This is a genomic window from Affinundibacterium flavidum (assembly GCF_014284175.1).
Lineage (GTDB): Bacteria > Pseudomonadota > Gammaproteobacteria > Burkholderiales > Burkholderiaceae_D > Undibacterium > Undibacterium flavidum.
In genome coordinates this window covers 252,238-273,153 of sequence record NZ_JACOGA010000001.1, presented here as the reverse complement: position 1 = coordinate 273,153, position 20,916 = coordinate 252,238, and the positions used below count along the sequence as shown (strand labels likewise).

The 20,916-nt window shown below is 46.0% G+C and carries 18 protein-coding genes and 1 riboswitch; of the genes, 6 read left to right on the top strand and 12 right to left on the bottom strand.

The features are described 5' to 3' along the window. Positions 1–3: 3 nt before the first annotated feature. Positions 4–822: a TatD family hydrolase gene (locus H8K55_RS01135; protein ID WP_186940333.1), complete on the bottom strand. Its 819-nt coding sequence runs from the start codon at positions 820–822 to the stop codon at positions 4–6. 338 nt (positions 823–1,160) lie between these two features. On the opposite strand from H8K55_RS01135, the gene H8K55_RS01130 reads away from it, so the two are divergent. The 4 genes from H8K55_RS01130 to H8K55_RS01115 all read left to right on the top strand — a co-directional run bounded on the left by H8K55_RS01130 (position 1,161) and on the right by H8K55_RS01115 (position 4,161). Further along, positions 1,161–2,060: an EamA family transporter gene (locus tag H8K55_RS01130; protein WP_186940332.1), complete on the top strand. Its 900-nt coding sequence runs from the start codon at positions 1,161–1,163 to the stop codon at positions 2,058–2,060. Between the two features lie 185 nt (positions 2,061–2,245). Then, positions 2,246–2,542 carry a DUF1272 domain-containing protein gene (locus H8K55_RS01125; RefSeq protein ID WP_186940180.1) on the top strand — a complete coding sequence of 99 codons (297 nt, stop codon included), beginning with the start codon at positions 2,246–2,248 and terminating at the stop codon, positions 2,540–2,542. A gap of 53 nt (positions 2,543–2,595) precedes the next feature. Then, positions 2,596–3,546, top strand: coding sequence for a GlxA family transcriptional regulator (locus tag H8K55_RS01120; protein WP_186940179.1), 951 nt, complete (start codon positions 2,596–2,598; stop codon positions 3,544–3,546). Positions 3,547–3,606: 60 nt separating this feature from the next. After that, positions 3,607–4,161, top strand: coding sequence for a cysteine hydrolase family protein (locus tag H8K55_RS01115; RefSeq protein ID WP_186940178.1), 555 nt, complete (start codon positions 3,607–3,609; stop codon positions 4,159–4,161). Between the two features lie 52 nt (positions 4,162–4,213). Here H8K55_RS01115 and H8K55_RS01110 read toward each other — a convergent pair whose 3' ends face one another. From H8K55_RS01110 to H8K55_RS01090, 5 genes are all read right to left on the bottom strand, one after another. Next, complete coding sequence (locus H8K55_RS01110; protein WP_186940177.1) at positions 4,214–4,777, bottom strand: hypothetical protein; 564 nt, start codon at positions 4,775–4,777, stop codon at positions 4,214–4,216. A 63-nt stretch (positions 4,778–4,840) separates the two neighbouring features. Beyond that, on the bottom strand, positions 4,841–5,041 hold the full coding sequence (locus H8K55_RS01105) for a hypothetical protein (RefSeq protein ID WP_186940176.1): 201 nt from the start codon (positions 5,039–5,041) through the stop codon (positions 4,841–4,843). 237 nt (positions 5,042–5,278) lie between these two features. Beyond that, the gene (locus H8K55_RS01100; protein ID WP_186940175.1) at positions 5,279–6,391 is read right to left on the bottom strand and encodes a C1 family peptidase; all 1,113 of its coding nucleotides are present in this window, start codon (positions 6,389–6,391) and stop codon (positions 5,279–5,281) included. A gap of 223 nt (positions 6,392–6,614) precedes the next feature. Beyond that, positions 6,615–8,129: an FAD-binding oxidoreductase gene (locus tag H8K55_RS01095; RefSeq protein WP_186940174.1), complete on the bottom strand. Its 1,515-nt coding sequence runs from the start codon at positions 8,127–8,129 to the stop codon at positions 6,615–6,617. Beyond that, complete coding sequence (locus H8K55_RS01090) at positions 8,122–9,177, bottom strand: DUF1338 domain-containing protein (protein WP_186940173.1); 1,056 nt, start codon at positions 9,175–9,177, stop codon at positions 8,122–8,124. Before H8K55_RS01090 ends, H8K55_RS01095 begins: the two co-directional genes overlap by 8 nt. A gap of 123 nt (positions 9,178–9,300) precedes the next feature. On the opposite strand from H8K55_RS01090, the gene H8K55_RS01085 reads away from it, so the two are divergent. Together H8K55_RS01085 and H8K55_RS01080 are read left to right on the top strand one after the other, a co-directional pair. Further along, positions 9,301–10,242, top strand: a complete 942-nt coding sequence (locus H8K55_RS01085) for a LysR substrate-binding domain-containing protein (RefSeq protein ID WP_186940172.1) — start codon at positions 9,301–9,303, stop codon at positions 10,240–10,242. Between the two features lie 85 nt (positions 10,243–10,327). Further along, positions 10,328–10,837, top strand: coding sequence for a pilin (locus H8K55_RS01080; protein WP_186940171.1), 510 nt, complete (start codon positions 10,328–10,330; stop codon positions 10,835–10,837). Positions 10,838–10,948: 111 nt separating this feature from the next. On the opposite strand, the gene H8K55_RS01075 is transcribed toward H8K55_RS01080, so the two are convergent. From H8K55_RS01075 to H8K55_RS01050, 6 genes are all read right to left on the bottom strand, one after another. Then, positions 10,949–13,234, bottom strand: coding sequence for a TonB-dependent receptor plug domain-containing protein (locus tag H8K55_RS01075; RefSeq protein WP_186940170.1), 2,286 nt, complete (start codon positions 13,232–13,234; stop codon positions 10,949–10,951). 370 nt (positions 13,235–13,604) lie between these two features. Next, complete coding sequence (locus H8K55_RS01070) at positions 13,605–15,059, bottom strand: cobyric acid synthase (protein ID WP_230408441.1); 1,455 nt, start codon at positions 15,057–15,059, stop codon at positions 13,605–13,607. A 24-nt stretch (positions 15,060–15,083) separates the two neighbouring features. Then, positions 15,084–16,397, bottom strand: a complete 1,314-nt coding sequence (locus H8K55_RS01065; RefSeq protein WP_230408440.1) for a cobyrinate a,c-diamide synthase — start codon at positions 16,395–16,397, stop codon at positions 15,084–15,086. A 159-nt stretch (positions 16,398–16,556) separates the two neighbouring features. Next, positions 16,557–17,363 carry an ABC transporter ATP-binding protein gene (locus H8K55_RS01060; RefSeq protein WP_408057939.1) on the bottom strand — a complete coding sequence of 269 codons (807 nt, stop codon included), beginning with the start codon at positions 17,361–17,363 and terminating at the stop codon, positions 16,557–16,559. Then, a complete protein-coding gene (locus tag H8K55_RS01055) occupies positions 17,363–18,334 on the bottom strand; it encodes a FecCD family ABC transporter permease (protein ID WP_186940328.1) in 972 nt (323 codons plus the stop codon). Before H8K55_RS01055 ends, H8K55_RS01060 begins: the two co-directional genes overlap by 1 nt. Before the next feature lie 200 nt (positions 18,335–18,534). Beyond that, entirely contained in the window at positions 18,535–20,379 is a 1,845-nt protein-coding gene (locus H8K55_RS01050; RefSeq protein ID WP_186940169.1) for a TonB-dependent receptor domain-containing protein, read from the bottom strand. Between the two features lie 258 nt (positions 20,380–20,637). Then, a riboswitch (cobalamin riboswitch) is annotated at positions 20,638–20,864 on the bottom strand. Between the last annotated feature and the right edge of the window lie 52 nt (positions 20,865–20,916).

Genomic DNA, 20,916 nt, shown 5'->3' with positions numbered 1-20,916 from the left:
AATTTATCTCAACACTAAGTGTGCACGCATGCGCGGCAAGACAGCCAACACATTTTGACTTGTTTGCAAAGCAGTATCAGAGTGACCCAAACCACGCAGACTGGCAAGTTCATGGCCGATTTGAACTAATTCACCCGGGGAATTAATGCCGGGATGACACCAACGTGGTGCGATATCTGGCGCGTCAGTTTCCAACACGATACTACTAAGCGGCAAATCGCTGGCCAAACGCCTTATCTGTAAAGCACGGGTAAATGTCATTGCCCCACCAAATCCCAATTTAAATCCCAAATCAATAAATTGCTGCGCCTGCTGTACGCTGCCATTGAAAGCATGAGCGATTCCACCAGGCACAACTATTCTGCGCAATTGTTTTAATATTTTATCTTGTGATTTTCGCACATGCAGCAATACTGGCAAATCAAAATCGCGCGCGATTTTCAATTGTTCACTGTAGAAATATTCCTGCTTTTCTTTCAACGGTGACTCACACAATGCTGGCACAAAATAATCGAGTCCGATTTCACCTACTGCAACCAAGCGCTGCCCGTGTACAGGGTCGGCCAATAAGCGGCCAATTTCGGTTCTTAAGAAGGCTAGATCATCTTCCTGTGATGTGGCTACATACATAGGATGGATTCCCAGCGCAAAGAAACAATCCGTCCTTTGCGCGGCAAGCTGCGCGACCACGGCAAAGTTAGTGCGGTGCACAGCTGGAATCACAATTGCTGACACTCCCATGCGCGCAGCTTCATCCGCCAATGCGAGAGATTGCCCGGCAAATTCACTAGCATCTAGGTGACAATGACTATCTATCCACATACTTGATATCTCACGATTCTCTCTATTGAAAAACGGCAACTGGGAAATCAGCTGCATCTTCTAAGACGCATCTTCTAAGACTACCGTCCCGCCACTTCATGACTCTGACAATTTCAAATCAATTAACTGTAACACGGCGATAAAATATACGGTTCCATTGGTCACAAGCCATCACCCAATTTGTCGCTGACAAAATATGCTATTTCTGACTCTATGATAAGCTTTCTGCGTTCATCGTAAGTAGGCAAGTCTTCAATCTAGCCATTCGACCGACCCGACCAATCTGACTTGCACATCAAGTCATTACTGATAAAGCACGCAAAATGTCACACAGCCAAATGAAGTCACATCATGTCATTACCGCCCTGATTGTCATCGTACTGTGGGGCATGAATTTTGTGGTGATCAAAATTGGCCTAAAAGGTATCCCGCCACTTTTATTAGCGGCTTTACGTTTTATGTTTGTTGCCTTCCCTGCGATCTTCTTTTTAGCGAAACCCAAGGTCGAATTGAAATGGCTGATCGCTTATGCCGCGACGATCAGCTTTGGTCAGTTCGCTTTCTTATTTTCGGCAATCGCGGTTGGTATGCCTGCAGGTTTAGCATCTTTAGTATTGCAAGCGCAGGCTTTCTTTACGGTAGGCCTCTCCGCTTTGATCTTTGGCGACAAGTTAAAGACCAGCAACGTCATCGGCATGCTGATTGCCAGCCTAGGTTTGGTATTGCTCGGTAGTGCCAGCATCAGCGCTAGTGCTAGCCAAGTCAGTCTGGCTGGATTTGGATTGACCTTGTGTGCGGCCTTGTCGTGGGCGTGTGGCAATGTGGTGAGCAAAAAAATCGGCTCTGTCGATATGCTCAGCTTGGTCGCTTGGAGTGCACTACTGCCTATCATTCCCTTTGTCGCTTTATCGTGCATGTTGGATGGCGCGGCAGTCGTATGGCATAGCCTTACGCACATCAGTATGAGTGCCGTGCTAGCGATTTTATATTTATCGGGTGCTGCTAGTTTGATCGGCTATACCCTATGGGGGAAACTGCTAGCAGCGCTCCCCACCCATGTGGTTGCGCCTCTAACGCTATTAGTGCCTGTGGTCGGACTATCCTCAGCTTGGCTGCTGTTGGATGAATCTTTAAACACGACACAAATCGTCGGCGCGCTGGTCGTGATGGCGGGTCTGGTTTTTAATGTGTTTGGCCAGCGCTGGATAGATGCTGTTCGTCGCAAAGTTTTGGTTTGAGACCCGAATAAGCCCAAATAAACCAAAATAATCCCGAGCATTGCACAATATTAGAATGTCCTGAAATGACCGAATCTCGTCACATCCAGGTCTTTTCACGCCTAGGCACCGTGGTAAGCTTACACCTATTCTGAAGTCAAACAAGTTCACACCTTTGCTGACTTCTCCAACTCTAGGAGGTAAGCATGCTAGAACTACGCCCCAATTGCGAACACTGCGATAAAGACTTAGCACCCGATGCAGAAGATGCGATGATCTGCTCATTCGAATGTACATTTTGTCTCGATTGCGTCAAACATGTGCTGCAGTCAGTTTGCCCCAATTGCGCAGGACATTTTACGCAACGACCAATTCGGCCTGCAAAACACGGTAGAAACGACAATGACCTCGATCATTATCCTGCCAGTACGACACGCCGGTTTCGACCTGTCGACGTCGCAAAACACTTACATCTCCTCACAACAAAATCTGTTGTAAATTAAAGCTTTCAAAAATTATTCAGCCATCAGCGCATCACCACTTCAAGAGTTTTCATATGAAAACACAAGTCATCTATTTTCTACTGCTGCCAGATACCTTATTAATTGATCTGGCAGGCCCAGCAGACGCCTTCTTGTTCGCAAATCGTCGGCTAGGCAAAACACATTTTGTGCTGCACTACATCAGCCCGTCGCCCAGCGTAAACAGTTCGATTGGTCTATCACTCAACAACTTATCCGCGTTGCCAGAGAATATAGAAGACGACGCTTTGGTGGTAATCCCTGGTACCCTGTGCGATCAATTTGATGCAGATACACCTTCGGCACTTCAGTCCATACGATGGTTGAAAAAGACCATCAGCAATCAACGCGTCGCCTGTGTTTGCGCTGGCGCTTTACTTGCCGCACACGCTGGCTTATTGAAAAACAAAAGTGCGACGACACATCATAGTCATTGCCTTGATCTGGCGAAAATTGATTCCAGCATACGCGTTGAAGATAATCGGATTTTTGTAGAAGACGGCCCAATCTTAACTAGCGCTGGCGTTACCGCGGGTATCGATTTAAGTCTGTACTTAATCGCTCAATTATGTTCACCACAAATTGCGATGGAAGTGGCGCGTGCGATGGTGATCTACCTTCGTCGCAGCGGCAACGATGTGCAGTTGTCGCCATGGTTGCAACATCGCAATCATCTACACCCAATTGTGCACCGGATACAAGATTTGATCAGTAAGAATCCTGCCCACCCATGGAATCTAGAGGAACTTGCAGCACATGCTTGCACAAGCACCCGTCACCTGACGCGCCTGTTCAAATTGCATACGAATACGTCCATACTCGATTATTTGACTGGATTGCGCTTAAGTCTCGCCGATCAATTTTTGCGTCAAACCAACTGGTCGATAGAGCGTATCGCCGAGGCTGCTGGCTTTGGCTCTAGCCGCCAATTTAGACGTCTCTGGCAAGCGACTTACCACTCATCACCGTCTAACTATCTGACTTAATTCAATCCTAGTCGTATCCACAGCCGCAATCTCACTCACCTACCTTCAGAGTCATCCGCCATGCAAACAAAACATACTGCCCTGCTCCTTGTCGACGTACAACAAGCTTTCGATCATCCATCCTGGGGTGCACGCAATAATCCTCAAGCCGAACAAAACATTGCCAGCCTGCTAGGGCATTGGCGTGCGCGGCAAATGCCCGTCATACATATACGTCATTTTTCAGTACATGCTGCTTCTACTTTGCATCCAAGTCATCTAGGCGTTGCCTACAAAACCGAAGCCATGCCGATCACAGGCGAAAAAGAATTTACGAAGTCCGTGAACAGTGCCCTTATCGGCACGGGCTTGGAAGATTATTTACATCAACAGAAAATTGATCGTTTGGTGATTGTTGGTATCAGTACCGATCACTGTGTTTCAACCACAACACGCATGGCAGGGAATTTAGGATTTACGACTTATCTAGTCAGCGACGCCTGCGCCACATTTGACCGGCGACGCGCAGATGGTAAGTTATTTTTAGCGGAAGATATTCATCAAATACATCTCTGTAGCTTAGATGGAGAATTTTGTACGGTGCGTACAACCGCGGAAATTCTCAGTGCCGAATGAACGCATGCTCAACGCAAGATCAACATGAGCTCAACATAAGCTCAACTTAAGCTCAAACTTTATGATCTTCCGGCGTAAAACCCCACTGCGGGCTTAGTAGCGTTGCTAACACCGAGATAATGGCAATCGCGATCGAAATCCACAAAGCAATCGAGCTATCGACGAAGCGGTGCGGGTAAATCTTGACGACTGCACCTAGGCCTATCAGATTACCGCCAGCGATCAGCACTGCGGTTGCATAATCGTGAAAGCGACGGGCTTTGTTTGCGTCTATAGCCCATTTTTGATGCGTGTTATAGCTAGGTAAAATATCGTGCGCATTATCGAGTTGCTCTAGCGCCGATAAAAAACGTCGTAAGTTCGTGATCGCCCGCTCCGCTTTATAGTTGAGAAAAACCAAACTCAATGATGCGACCGGAAAACCCAGCATCAGCCACTCTATCGGTGCTTCGCTTTTACCGTCGGTCGACTTCAATGCCACCAAGGCCGCCAACAAACTAACAACCAGACTCACGTACAGAGCCAGCGCCTGTTGACGTTGACTGATACGGGCATTGACCTCGTTATATGCGGCGATAAAACGATAATTCGCATCGACCATCAAGTTCTTTGACATTTTTCTTACACCTAAAAAAAGAGCACCAGAATTCTGGTGCCCTTAGTGTACTTTTCTATCGACTCACTTTGCAACTTGTGATTTGCAGCTAAAGCAATTGGTCGTTACTTTATCGACATTTCCTTGCCCACAAGTTGCAATCGCCTGCTGCGACATAATCGCAATTTGCTTGCCGCTTTCCATATTGCTTTCGCTCACAGAAATACATGCGCTTAAACTGCTTGCAACCAACAAGATACCGAGAGTGGGAAAGATTTTTTTCATGTTAATAATTCCTGAAAGAGATTAATGAATGTTTTGCAAAGATCGTAATGATCAATATTGTGATCGCCCCGCATACTATAAGACTGCTGCAACCTCGGCAAATCCAATTCGACACTGGCGCAAATTAAACAGTTCGAATCTTTATCCACAATGAGCGAGGCACGTACGTGGTTGACATTCCTCTTTTTTCAGACATTCTCAAACATTCTCAGACATTTCCAAGCACTCTCAGCAAGTTTACTTAATGCCCGCCTTACTGCGAATATCCGCTGGAATGGCATCTTTATGTACCATGAAATAAATCGTCTTCATACGAATATAGTTTTTGCTCATGTGCAAATGCCCATCGAAAGGACCGCTATTCGTGCCATAACTGTTCTTGGTCAAGAAGAACTGATTACCTTTTTCATCCTTACTCAAACCCACGATATGCATACTGTGATCGTCGGTACTACGCCAGTCATCAAAAGCATCTTGTCGGCTTGCTTGCGTGATTTCTTTCGCTTCATCTTCCAGTAAGGCGTAACCCTCTTTCACGTTAAAGCCTTTTTCACTGGTATCGCCGCCCCAAGAGATCGTGTAGCCTTTACTTAAGGCATTCGTCATAATTCTTTCCATATCATCCAAGGGCACGTTTACATAACGGCTATCATGCGCCCAATTATCAGGAATCTCTAAGCGCATACGTTGGTAGAATGGATGATGACTAAAGCTGGTAATTTCCACGTAATCATCAGGATTAAGTTTTAGCACCTGATCACGGAATGTTTGCGGTGTGTAAAGCTTGCCTTCAAACATAAAATTCGCTGGTGGCGTACCAATATAGGCATCCAAAATTCCGTCAAACGCCGAACGCCATGACTTACTTGGACGTCCAATCTTGATCACTGCGTCTAAGAAAGATTTGGTCACCGCGGCTAGTTCAGCGTGATCTAAAGTTGTTTCGCCCTCTTTCAAGCCAGTGTAATTGACTTTCGGCACCGCACCGTAGCGACGTAACATCTCCATCGCATCATGGTTATTGCCACCTTCCCAAAAATTCGCCCGACCTTGCGCGCGGATGTAAGAATCTGCTTTGAGAGGATAGGCATAACGCACACCAAACACTTCTGACAACTCTAACAATTTGCCACCTTGACGTGCGACTTCGCTTTCCATGAAAGATGCAGTCGCGAAGTTCCAGCATGTATTGGTGCGGGCTTGATTTTTTGCTGCTGTGCGCTGTGCTTCATTGGTAATAGTGAAGACCTTCTTCGCCGCACCCTGAGTAGTCATAGTCGCTTGCTGTGCATTAGTCAGCAATGGGGTGAATAGGAGTGCGGAACTTAAGGCGATGGTTGTCAGCTTCATGTCTGTCTTTCTTAGTTTTGAGCGTTACAGAGTCAAATCAAATTCAAACGAAAATCGGCATCATAGCTGCTATGAGCCGGGACGGACAGCGGAAGTTCCAGAAAACTGAATTGATAGAAAGCGGACTAATACAAAGTGAACAAATGCTGGGACGTAAAAAAGCCATGAAGGACTCATGGCTTTCCTGATTTCTAGCTGCAATCTTAAAATCTGAATCGCAAGCTCATACACCACCAAACCAAGTAAGTCCCGATAGTCGCTGAGGATCGAGCAGCAATTGAATCTTACCCGCCAGATGCTTAGCAACATCACTGGTATATCGCTGATAAAAATCTCGGTTATAAGGTCCAACACCGTGCTCAGCACTAAAACTGCCATGATATTTATGCACAACCAAATCATAGATCTGTTGGCGAAGTTCTTGCACGACAGAGGCATCAAAAGTCATCTTTGCATCCGCTGGCCATACTAGATTGAAATGACATCCTCCATCAGCCCAGTGCCCAAAGTCCATGCATTTAATCCAAGGATAATTGCATTGTAGGAAGGTGGTAGCCTCCACCCTAAATTCGACCAAAGCTGAACGTGGCATAGAAATATCAAAGGCAATCATTTTTCCTTCGTGCCGCAATGCCTCACTAACGGAATGACGGATACGCCACAAATCTTTGCCTCGCCCAATCACAGCATTCTGTACTTCTTGATCCAATAAGGGTTCCAGCATACGCATCATCAGATCATCTAAAACAATGCCGGATATGTCTTGACTGGCGCTACTACACAATTCCAACAAAATGCAATAGTCTGGACAAGCTTCGGGCGCAAATGGATTTTGCATGTCCGGGATATGGCGCAATACGGCTTGCAAAGCAGTACCAGAAATGCCTTCAAATGCGGATAAGAATTCACCACAATCACGTTCAAAGATGCGTAAAATTTCTAATACCGCGGTCTGATCACGCGGCACGATCAAAGCTGTCGCCGTTTGCTTGGGCAAATGATGCAACTGTAAAACAGCCCGTGTGATAATCCCAAATGCACCGCTACTACCAACAAATAACTGTTTCAGATCAGGACCCGTATTATTCTTGCGCAAGGCGGTTTGCAAATCGAGTACCGCGCCCGCAGGCTCTAGCAACACCGCTCGTAAACCCAAAAGATTTTGACGCACGTCGCCGTACTTAATTAATTTAGCGCCACCAGTATTGGTTGCAATCATGCCTCCGATAGAAGGATTGGCGGCCAGATCAATAGGAAAAAACAGGCCATGCGGTAACAAAGCGTCATTAAGCTCTTGCAAGCACACGCCTGCATCGACTTCCACTGAGCGATTAACAGCATCAATCACTATATGTTGCTTTAAGCGCTCCAGACTCACAACAAATACGCTCGCACTAGTATCTGGCGTACTGCCAGCAACCAATCCGGTATTCGCCCCTTGCATAAGCAGAGCTTGCTGAGCGTCCACACACAAACGCACAAGCTCCACTACCTGCTCATGTGAATTCGGCCGCAATACGGCAACGGCCTTACCTTCGCCATAGCGTGCACCTTTGCAATACTTTTCACACTCAATAGGGTCGAGCAAGACACCACGTTCGCCGAGTAAATTCTGCAAAGCTGCTAACAATGCCGCTTGCTTTTCTTGATTTGCAGAATAATCGTTTATCGTTATTGCTGCTGTTGCTACTGTGCCAGTCGACGTGGTCGTAGTGGCTGTGAATGTAGTCTCAAGCATTGGCTGTCATCTTAAAAATAGCTTGGGCATTGCTCGTATCAAAACCCAGATCTAGACGTGGCGTATTGGCGTACTTATTTTCAGCACCTTCAGTACCATTCACACCATCAGTGCTCGTCACCGCATCACGCGTAATGAATTCATAAAACGATCCTGGCACTTGTCGCTCTATTAAATTACCGTCTGCGTTCAACATCTGACGCACCACCATATCGGCTTTAAATGCGGTTTGCTTCACTCGCCCAGAAGCCGAGACTTCTACTTCTGCTTTGATTGGACGCCCCAAGCGTTTTTGTTCATCACTGACTGCATATACATCGGCGACCCGATCAGTGGCGTGATTAAATGCGTTCCCTTCGGTCGCAATCCACGCCATTTCTGCCGACTCTGCCAACAATATCTCGTAATCGTTTTCAGAGAAGATGCCGTGTTGACGCTCAAAACATTCTTTGATATTGCCCAACAAAATTTGTGCCTGTGCCAAACTCAAACGACCATCACGTTCCAATTCATGCAACATGCTAAGCGCTGCCGGCGTTAAAGGATCAATTGAGTCGGCTAAAACTCGCGTCACTGCATCTTGAAATGCAGGACTAAATCGCTCTGGATGCAATTCACTGACGAAAAATTGAGAAATATTATCTGGATCGTCAACATGCACGTAGGAGCGACCTGTCATCTTCAAGCGATCTAAAGGAAACACACCATTTAAGCGATATCCAAGAGGTTTTAAGATGCGAGTAATCGCCGCTTCTCCAGGTGGCAAAGCACCTAGTCCGAACCAACGAACCGTGCGTAAAGCGCCATGATCCAGCATAACCTTTTCGCCACGCGCGACGACCTCTTGCGTATAAGAACGTCCAGTTGGTACCCGCTCCAAAATTCCTGAGAACAACAACATATTTAATGCCTGTGCTAATTCAGCGCGAGAAACCACGCCTTCTTCCCACATTCGAAATTGGGGAGATATATGCATCAAATTCACTAAGTCTTGACACTGCACATGTCCCAGTGCCTGTGTCAACAAGGCTTTTATATTGTGATTCATCATTAATTTATCTTTGGTAAAAGTGAACTGAAATCGATCTAGCGATGCACTATCGTAATCAATTTGTCGCAGTGAGACAAAGGAGTTAAAATCAAGACTTAGTGAACAAATGGAATACATACGATGCGCCGCAAAGTCCCTAGCCTGAATGCCCTGTTGGTATTTGAAGCTGCTGCCCGCTTGCAGAGCTTCACACAAGCCGCTGACGAATTGGCTCTCACGCAAAGTGCGGTGTGCAAACAGATCGCTAACTTAGAAGATTGGTTGGGACTTGCCTTATTTGCGCGCGTCAAAAAACGGGTGCAATTAAGCAGTGCCGGGCGCGATTATGCAGAAAAAATCCGTCGTCATTTAGACAAAATAGAACGCGACACCCTCGAATTAATGGCGCACAAAGAAGGTGCTGGCGTATTGGAATTGGCAGTCATCCCGACCTTTGCCACACACTGGCTGATTCCTCGTCTGGCTGAATTTCAAAGTTTACGACCTGATATCACCGTGAACTTAAGCACTAAAACCAGCGCATTCTTATTTCCAGACACTTTATTTCATGCTGCGATTCATTCCGGAACAACACTATGGCCGGGGACCAGCGGCGACTATCTGATGGCAGAGGACCCGGCGGTTCCCGTCTGCAGCCCTGCTTTATTACATCGCCATCTGGGCCGCAAAAAACATGCAACGATTCAAGATATCGCAAACATGCCTTTGCTACATCTGAATACGCGCTTGGAAGATTGGCGGCGCTGGTTTGAACTGCATCAACATAATAACGATGTGAATGCAGTCAACGGCGCACGCTACGAATTATTTACCATGTTAATAGAAGCCGCGATTGCCGGACTCGGTACGGCATTAATTCCGCGTTATATGATACAAGCGCAATTAGATAGCGGAAAACTAGTCGTTCCTACCGACTTGAGCTTACCGGAACAAACTGGCTATTATCTGGTGTATCCAGAGGAAAATACCGCATTACCAACCTTACAGGCATTTCGCGATTGGCTATTAAGTCAAACTCATCAATTCAACCCAACTGATCAGACGACACGGAAATTGCCTTAAATTCTCAAATCCACGTAATTACTTGTTAGAATAATCCTGTTTAATTTTTAGATAATCGAATTACCATTTTAGCGATGATACAGACATGAAAATAACCACCAAAAAAGTTCTCGGCTTCTCTTTAATGGAGGCCATGGTCGCGGTTGCCATCATCGCCATTCTGGCGGCAATGGCCTTACCTTCGTATCTTTTCAAAATCGTCCGTGAACAAATCGAAACGTCGATTCCTCTAACCGAAATTGCTAAAACACCTGTCGCAATTTCCTGGAAAACAGATCAGATTTTCCCCGCCGATAATATCGCAGCTGGCTTGCCCTCCGCCGAAAAAATCGTAGGGAATTTCGTCACAAGTGTCACGTTGGAAAATGGAGCGATACATATGAAATTTGGTGGTCACGCGCATGATGCCCTGCAAGGTAAGACCTTGACATTGCGTCCCGCAGTGGTCGAAGATGCACCAATTGTGCCAATTACCTGGGTTTGTGCGAATGCTGGTGCGCCAGAAAAAATGGTATTAAAAGGTACAAACAGAACCAATATTGATCTGAAATATTTGCCTTTGATGTGCCGTCAACGAGACAAAGCAAAAGCATAATTCATTGATTCAATACAAGTTCAAAAATACAAAGGGCGATGCAATAATAAAAATTGCAACGCCCTTGTCATTTACGTGACTGAGTGCATTCAAGCAATCAGCAGATTCCGCTTAAAACTTATGTTCGAAATTCACACGCAGTGCCAAATGAGTTTGTGAAATATTTGTGCGTACGATGGATCCACTAGCATCAGTGTAGGTGCTGGAAGACATGTTATCTTGATGCAGAGCATTACCCAAGGCTACGCGCAGATTTGTTTGGTTCCCAAATTTCCACAGGGCATACACATCTAACACACGTTTAGGGATGCCATATGAGCTTTGATTAGCAGATATCCGCACCATACCAGCATTCTGAAAGCTCAGATTGCCACCCAACGTCAGCGGTACATCATCAAGCTTATAATCCATACCGAAGTTCGCACTCACAGGCGTTTGAGAATCGAGTCGATTATTCGGGCCCGGCACAGAATTTACGGTTGATGAGTTAAAGGCCAAATTTGCACGAAAATCGATCGCTGGGGCGTCTTCCATCAATGTACGCAATGGAAATTTCGCGTCAAATTCTACGCCACGAGTATTCGCCAGGCCAGAATTGGTAGGCATGGAAACATAACGAAGCTCTCCATTTTTATCGATGTACTTTTCGACCGAAATACGCGTGAAGTCTTCTATCCTACGCATAAAAAAGTTGACACTTAAGATACCGCCATCCGTCAAATAATGCTCAAAACCGGTATCTAACCCCCATGCTAATTCGGGTTTCAAATTCGGATTTCCCATACTATCAGGATTAGTTTCACTGTTATTCGAACTTGTAAATAGGCGTGGAATCAAACGTCCAGTATCCGGCGCTTTATAGGTGCGTGTAATACCTAAACGCACTTGATCATTCTTACTGCCAGGTATCTTGTACAAGGTTTGTAAAATCGGACTCAATACACTGGAACGATTCTTAATTTCAGCATACTTATTACCTGAACTTTTAGTGTCAATGCCTTCCCAACGAACACCTGCATAGATCGACAACGCCTTGGAATAATTCCATTCGTCTTGCACAAATAGAGCCAGACGATTCACATTAGCCCCATAAGATTCATCAGTACTATTTGGTCGAATTGGGCCAGGAATATTGCTAGTATCGGTCAGCACGTCGTCACGTTTAGCTGTATCACTGCGTTTACTAAAACCACCGTCCCAGCCCGCTGCCAAAGCATGATCTTCCACAAATGGTGCTGTGTATTTACCACCATAAGTAAAACCGTTATCCGTACTTTCTGAAATATAACTACGATTCAAAATTTGCTTAGTCGTTTGTGCGATCAGAATATTTTCACCGTCACGTTGATTGTAATTCGCCCCAAATCGCATATCCAATTTCGCGCTATCGGCTAACTTATGCACGTAGGTCAAATTGGAGCGGATAGAAGAACTATCTGAAGCATTTTTTGATGTTTCATTCAGAAACAACAAGGCATCATTGGCGTTATTCGTCTGCGTCGTCTGCACATTGCGATTAGTAAAACGATTGATATTTGCAAAACTTTGCGAGGTCAACATATCACCGTTTTCCAACATCCAATTGATACGAGGCGAAATACCTAAGGATTGAAATTTACCTTCACTCTCAGTTTTACTTGTATGAACGTAATTCGTGCTTGGGTCTGCGCCCGTACGCACTTCAGTACTAGAATCAGGACGCCCAAATTCACCATGCATCAAATTACCCGACACTGAGTAAGATAATTTACCGACTTTATCCGACAATTGCAAACTAGCATTCACGCCATATTTACCATTCTCTTCACTCATACCGAATTTCACTTCGCGCTGCGCAGTGACGATTGCTTTCTTCAACACGATATTGATCGCACCAGCAATGGATTGCGTACTCAATTCCGCAGTCGCAGCACGTATCACTTCTATGCGTTCGATATTATCGGGAGATATAGAGTCGAGCGAAAATCCTGGTGGACTTGGTTCACCATTCAACATAATCTGCGTGTAGCCAGCGCCAAGACCACGCATACGAATCGCGCCGCCACGACCTTGTACACCACCGATAGTCACACCTGGCAAACGCTTCAACACGTCACCAATATTGGTGTCTCCATAGCGAACGATATCCTCTTGAGTCACCACAATTTTGCTAGCAGTATCTTGACGACGCTCGTCATAACCTTTCGCACCACTGACTTGTACTTTTTGTACGGCTGGTGCTGGCGTTTGTAAATTTGCTGGTGCTGCTTGTTTTGGCTTCTTTTTATCTGTTTCTTCTTTCGCTTGCTGTGTTTGTTGGGTTTCCTGCGTTTGTTGTGCCGAAGCCGTTGCGCTATAGGCTAACAAGACAGACAAAGGGATTAAAGCTAAACGAAATTGCGATGGAACTGAAAACATAGTATGACCAATAGTGATTAAAAGATGCAGCTTCGACTTGGGCTGATTCAATAAAGTTCAGCAAAATACCCAAAAGGAAACACTTTGATACAAAAGCTGCAGAGAGTGAAACATAGGGAGACAAGAGGAAACTTGCGCACCGAAATACGGACAAATTATTGTCCGGCGCGCATTATACCTTGCAATAGAACGCCGCCTGAGATACTCCTGTAACTCTCCCGCAAGATGAAAGCGGGTCGTAATGAATTACTACTTATCTGGGCAGTAAGACTGAGATCAGTACTGATTCACCAATTTTAGGGACTGAACAGCATCAATGTGCCAGCCCTGCTTCGTTTGAACACTCAAATCATGTCAGTTACGACGAGGCTTACATTGCCTGCAAAGCTTGCAACAAAGGTAAACAAGCATCTGCCACTCGGTTAATACTCTGTTCACGCAAAGAATTTAGATCGACCTTGACATCGCTTTGCAGCCCAGCCCAGCGCAAAAGGGAATGACATGCATCCGGATGATCAAACAAACCATGAATATACGTGCCTAATATTTGGTCATCGGGCGAACGACTTCCCTCTTCTTCTATTGCTGCACCGTTGGCAATCACAAAGGCGGGCAAAGTATCACTGCTCGCATACGTAATCCCCATATGAATTTCATAGCCTTCGACTTTGGCGGTGAGATTATCGCCAAAAGCACAGGTGCCCTGTACTTGTTGCAGACGTTTTTCTTGGGTGAGTTCCGTTGTAATGTCTAGTAAGCCCAATCCATCAGAGTCCCCTGCGCGGCCTTCGACACCATGCGGATCACTGACAACTTGCCCTAACATTTGATATCCACCACAAATGCCGATCACTTTGCCACCATACCGCAGATGTTTTTCTAAGACTTGTTGCCAACCACGTTGCTGTAAAAATGCCAAATCATCACGCGTATTTTTACTACCAGGAAGAATAATCAAATCAGCTGCAGGAATCGGATGATCCGGCCCTATGAATTGCAAATCGACATCGGGATGTGCGCGTAAAGCATCAAAATCTGTGTGATTCGCAATGCGTGGAATCGCTGGAACAATAATGCGAAATTTGCCAGTAGTATTTTGCTTCACCTGAATTGCGTCTTCCGCATCTAACATTAAGCCATGCAAATATGGAAGAACTGCCAACACGGGTTTTCCGGTTTTTTCTTCCAACCAATCTAAGCCTGGCTCTAACAAACTAATATCGCCACGAAACCGATTGATCACAAAGCCTACGATACGAGCTCTTTCGGATTCGGATAAACATTCCAAGGTGCCGATGAAATGGGCAAAGACGCCACCACGATCAATGTCTGCCACTAAAATCACTGGGCAATCAACCGCTTCCGCGAAGCCCATATTCGCAATATCACGCGCACGCAGATTTACTTCAGCCGGACTTCCCGCGCCTTCCACAACTATCGCATCGTATTGCTGTTGCAAGCGCGCGTACGACTCCAGCACCGCGGACATCGCAACAGTTTTGTATTGATCATAATCACGCGCATCCATATCTGCTCTGACTTTGCCATGCACAATAATTTGCGCTCCGGTATCGGAGGATGGTTTGATCAAGACCGGATTCATATCGGTATGTGGCGCAAGGCCAGCAGCTTGTGCTTGCAAAGCTTGCGCTCTCCCGATCTCGCCGCCATCTGAAGTCACGGCACTATTCAACGCCATATTTTGTGGCTTCATCGGCACCACGCGCACCGCTTCACGTTGCAATAGGCGACACAATGCCGCAACCACTGTCGATTTACCGGCATCAGAAGTGGTGCCTTGCACCATCAAAGTTTGAATTTTCATGTGTGCTTCAGTCTAGTCCTGTATTTAGTCTTGGCTTGCCGTTAAAAACAAATTTGCGCTCGCCACATAATTCGAAGGAAAGTAGGCGTGAAAGTAAGTTGCCTGCAAACTACCTAGCCGATAAATCGCCTCACCTTGATCTTGCGTCTTTTGTCTGCGTGTGTGTGCCGCTGGAACCAAGGAGCAGGCAAAAGTGGAGTAATGAAATGTATGTCCGCGTAACTCACCTGCTGACGAGATCCAGCTTTGCATTCCTAAAGCAGCCAGACGCTTTTGCATCGTGATCGTGCCGCTTAAGATTCCAGCCATTTTCCACGAGTCGCCACGTTGATCTATCAAATCATCAACCAAACTGATCATGCCGCCGCACTCTGCATACACGGGTTTTTGCGCTGTTAAAAATGACTGTAAAGAAGCTTGCCAGTTGCCAGCTCTACCTAATTGTTCTGCATGTAGTTCAGGATAACCGCCAGGCAAATAGACAGCATCGGCATCGTCAGGAATAGTCTCATCCGCCACTGGTGAAAAATAGCTAATCTGTGCTCCCATATCCATTAATGCTTGTACATTAGCAGGATATAGAAAAGCAAAAGCAGCATCTTTAGCGATGGCAACATGTCGCCCTTCTAACAAACGAGGAACAGTGGGCAAATTTAAATCCTGCTCAGAGAAATCAACGCGAGTTATCGCTTGCCAAGCCGCATCATCGATAATGAGGCTTGCCGCCAATTGATTCAAAATCGTATCAATATCCGCCACTTCGTCTGGCAATACCAAACCCAAATGCCGCTCGGGCAGTGCTTGCTCTTGCCGTGCCAAACTTCCCAAAACAGGAATATCACGCAATGCGCTTTGTATCATACTCAAGTGTCCAGCAGATGCGACCCGGTTCGCCACCACACCAGCTAATTGCACGGGGCCAAAATCACGTAAACCAAGTGCAATCGCCCCCACAGTTTGCGCCATCGAGGAGGCATCAATGACTGCCAGTACGGGCACACCGAAAGCATTTGCCAAATCTGCGGACGACGGAGCACCATCATACAAACCCATGACTCCTTCAATTAAAACGATATCAGCTTGATGAGCCGCTTCTGCCAATAAAGCACGGCATGCTGGCAGTCCTAACAACCACAAATCCAGTGACAAAACTGGACTACCGCAAGCTTGCTGCAACATCATGGGATCAATGAAATCTGCACCCGTTTTGAATACGCGGACCTTCTTGCCTGCCTGAGTGAAATGACGTGCTAGTGCCGCAGTAACCGTGGTTTTACCCTGCCCTGACGCTATCGCCGAAATCATTACAATGGGGGCTGAGGTATGTTGCTCGTACATCGAAACATCTCCTGTGTACAGATCAAATGCTGATCGAAATTGGAACCAATTCAGCACGCTGATTAATTAAAAAAATTGGGAAACTTGCCTGAACTCAGGCGAAGACCTAAATAACTACTTAAAGGGTCGTAGCTACTGACGAAACAAACGACGATACGACTAAGACGATGTCACTTTTGTACTCGGCAAAAATAAGACCTGCTCACCGTGGACAAAACGCTCAATCGGATGCGCAAGGCAACGGCTCAAGTTATCAACGGTCATCACTTGTTCTTTGTCGCCGCACAAATAAGATCCATCAGGCATCATCAACAAAGCATGGCTAGCGATACCATATGACAAGTTCAAATCATGGCTAACCATGATCACGGCTTTCTGTTTGTTCACACATTCACGTGCCAACAATTGCATCACGCTTACCTGATGACTAAGGTCAAGCGCATTCGCAGGTTCATCCAATAAAAGTAAACTCGCATCTTGAGCCAGTAAAGCGGCGATCGCCACGCGTTGTCGCTCTCCGCCAGAAAGACTACGTACGTCGCGCTGTGCAAATTCGGCGACATCTAATAAACGCAATGCATTCAAGGCGATTTCATGATCTTGTTTTGATTCCCAAAAATGGGTGTCGTGATAAGGATGCCGTGCACTCAAAACAGTTTCGATCACCCGATAAGCAAAAGCATCAACCCGAGATTGCGATAAATAGGCTCGTTGTCGCGCCAGTTCTTCTAAGGTCCAATCATTCAGATCCCGTCCATGCAATTGAATTGTTCCAGCATCAGTCTCACGCAAACGCGCCAGACTGCGTAACAATGTACTTTTACCTGCGCCATTGCGACCAATCACGCACCAACATTCCCCACTCTGCACTTGCCAATTCAGATTATTGACTAATGCTTTACTGGCGCTGCTTGAGCCCACACTCAAACCTACATCAAGCGTTTTCAATACCGTGTGCGTCATCATCAATTTCTCCGCAACTGGTGCAATTGAATCAGAAATACAGGGACGCCGATCAGGGCCGTAATCACGCCCACCGGCAACTGCTGAGGCGCAACCACCGTGCGCGCAAGCGCGTCTGCACAAACTAAAAAACTACCGCCAGCCAAGCTAGCAACGGGGATTAATAATCGATGATCTGGCCCCAAGGCAAAACGGCAAGCATGCGGAATGATGAGCCCGACAAATCCTATGCTACCGGCAGCACTGACAGCACTCGCAGTCAATAAAGCAGCGCTCACAAACAAGAGTTGTCGCAAACGACCAATATTGATCCCTAAAGTGCTGGCATTATCAGCATGCATCGCGGCGACGTTGATCGCTCTTGCATTCTTCATCATCAAGATCAGTACCACGATCAAAATAATCCAAGACAAGTAACGCGGCTGCGTATTCGACAAATCACCGATCATCCAAAACACCATGCCGCGCAGGCTGGTATCAGGCGCAATCGATAACAATAAGGTGACCATAGCACCGCAGCCAGCTGCAACGATCACACCAGTCAATAATAAAAGAGGCGCACTACCTTCTGAGCTGCCAGAGCCACGCAGATCACGGTAGGCCAACAAAAATAATAATGCCGCGACAGAGAGCGAACCGCCAAATGCAGCGACATCGACCATCACACCAGTACCAAAAAATAAGATCATCGCAAGTGCCCCAACCGAAGCACCACCAGACAAGCCCAGCACATATGGATCGGCCAAAGGGTTGCGCAATAGGGCTTGCATCAAGACACCAGACAAAGCCAGCGTCGCTCCAGTAACAAAACCAGAGGTCGCACGAGACAAGCGCAAATCCAGTACGCTAGTAGCCAACGTTGAATTCTGACCATGCAACAATTCAAGCAAGGCCTGTTGCAACTCACTCAAAGACAGGGGAACGGAACCAATTAAGCAGGCAAATAACAAACTCAACAAGGCAAGTGCACCCATCCCCAAAATCAGGAGAATTGCACGTTTTTGCGAGTTAATTAACACGATAATGCTTCCTTTACGCTACTTAGTTGCTACATAGTTGCTACTCAGTGGCTACCGATTGACGACCCAATGTCTACTTAAAGTTAAGGGTATCGATGCTTTTCTATTCAAAAATAATCGATACCCTTTTTTCCAAATCACTACTGCTCTAGGATTTATTTAAAGCCGTAGCTCAAACCAACGTAAACATTAGAACCAGGTGTACGGTAATTCTTCGCCAATTCATAGTCTTTATTGCCGATGTTATTCCAACGTGCCAATAAGGACCAGTTTGTGCCGAACTTATAAGTCGTCACCAGATTCACGACGCCGTAGCCGCCTAAACGATTTTTATTGGCGGCATCATCAAAACGCTCACCGGACAAAACGTTTTCGATACCGAATGTCAGATCATCAATATGATAATCGACGCCAAAACTTGCATGCTGCTTAGCACGGCGTGCCAAGCTCTTGTCTGTAGTGTCGTCTCTTGGATCTTGAATGTCGATAGTCGTACGCAAATTCCAAGCACCGAGGCGGGTCGATGCACCCATCGTCAAACCGGATAAAGTTCCCTTGTTAATGTTTACAGCGCAGCCATAGGTGTAACCGACTGGGCAATGTGTTTTATCAGTGTAGGTTAACAAATCGGTGATTTTATTTTGGTAGTAAACCGCACTCAATTGCACCAAACTATCATCATAGAACACACCTATTTCAGCATTTTTGCCTAATTCAGGTTTATTCGATTTAACGCCGTATCCTGGATAGTACAATTCATTAAATGTCGGCGCACGGAAGCTCGTGCCATAGCTAGCGTTGACACGCAATGCATCACTCAATTTATAACCATACGCGATGCTGCCAGTATTGTGCTTACCATACTGTGAGCTATCGTCGATACGCGCACTCACACTCGCCAAATGGGCATCTTGTTTCATGACATACGCAGCCGCATAAGATTGCGTATCACGTTTGCCATTCATGCTCGCGGTATTCGTACGCACATCTTCTTCGCGTTTTTCAGCAACAAACTGCAAGACATCTTTACCAAAGCTCACATCATTCTGCCAAGTCCAACCGCGCTGCGCTGTATCAGCATTGCTTTTGCCATACGAGGCGTCACTAAATACGCGATCAGTATTGCGTGAAAATTGCAAACTAGAATTCCAGTTTTGCGCCAATTTTGCTTTCGCAAAAGTCGCAACGTTGTCAAATTTTTGCTGACCGCGATCACGGTAGGATGGGCCTGCATCGAAATCCACATCCAGCGTACTTTGTACAAAATTCACGCCGACTGTTAATTCCTGATTCAATTTCCAAGACAAATTACCGTTAAAACTTTTTTGCGTGTAGCCATCTTTGTCGGCATTGTAAGTGTAAGCACCAGCGCCTGGCTTAGAAGCAGAAAATCCGTCCGTACTTTCTTTAGCCGTGTTCAAACTATATTGAAAATCATTGGCAGAAGAGCCAAAGACACCAGCTTCGAATTTACGTAAATGATTACTGCCCATGCCAAAATTTAAGCTAGTACGTGATTGCGGACCAGATTTCTTCGTGAATAATTGAATGACGCCACCCATGGCATCCGCACCATACAGACTAGACAGCGGACCATACACAATCTCAATCCGCTCAATTTGAGATAAAGGAATGCTGCTCCAGGTCGCACCACCAGTAGTGGAAGAACCAATGCGCACACCATCCACAAACACAACGCTTTGCGCATTTGCTGCGCCACGAATAAATACGGATGACACAGAACCAGCACCACCAGTACGAGAAATCTCAATACCGCGCTGTTGCTGCAAGAGATCAACGATGCTAGTCGCACCGGATCTTAAAATTTGTTCTGCTGTGAGAACGACATTATCCGCCAATACATCCTTGGCAAGCTGGACTTGTCGTGTCGCGGTAATCAGTACCTGATCTTGAGAATTAGTATTTTGTGCAGATACTGGTGTAGAAAAACAGGCGGCAATAGCCAAGCCCAAGCTAAGAGGTTTGAAATGTTGAATCATTATAAAATCACATTGATAGGCTATCGGCAAGTCATTATCATAAAACCGCATGAAATTGCATGAAACCGCAGATAGCAAGTCGCAAGCCACCCTCATCCCCGTTAGGTGCTCGAATACAAAATATGACACGAATAGAAATGTAGAAGCCAGCCATTAAATTTGATTAATGGTTCGGCATCACTGAAATTACTTATTCACTGAGATAGTTCTAGAGAAAACCAGCGCAAGAAAAAATCACTACAGAACATCCCCGTTCGCAATACTTCACTTATCTTGGCCGGTATCCGGGCTAACAAACATCACCATCACACCTTCCCATGCAGCAAGCACAGTGGTAATGAAGGATGGCTGGCCTAATTAGTTAAAGCAAAATTAGACGTTTGTACACCGTTGCGGGGGCAGCACACTTATGCATTTAGCATTATGTTTCCCGTTTAACCGCCAACATGATTATGTCGGCGAGCACCAAAACGCGAGCATTTTAGCCTTTTACTGCATTCAGGACAAGTTAAGTCGAACTCAGAGCAAGAATAGGCA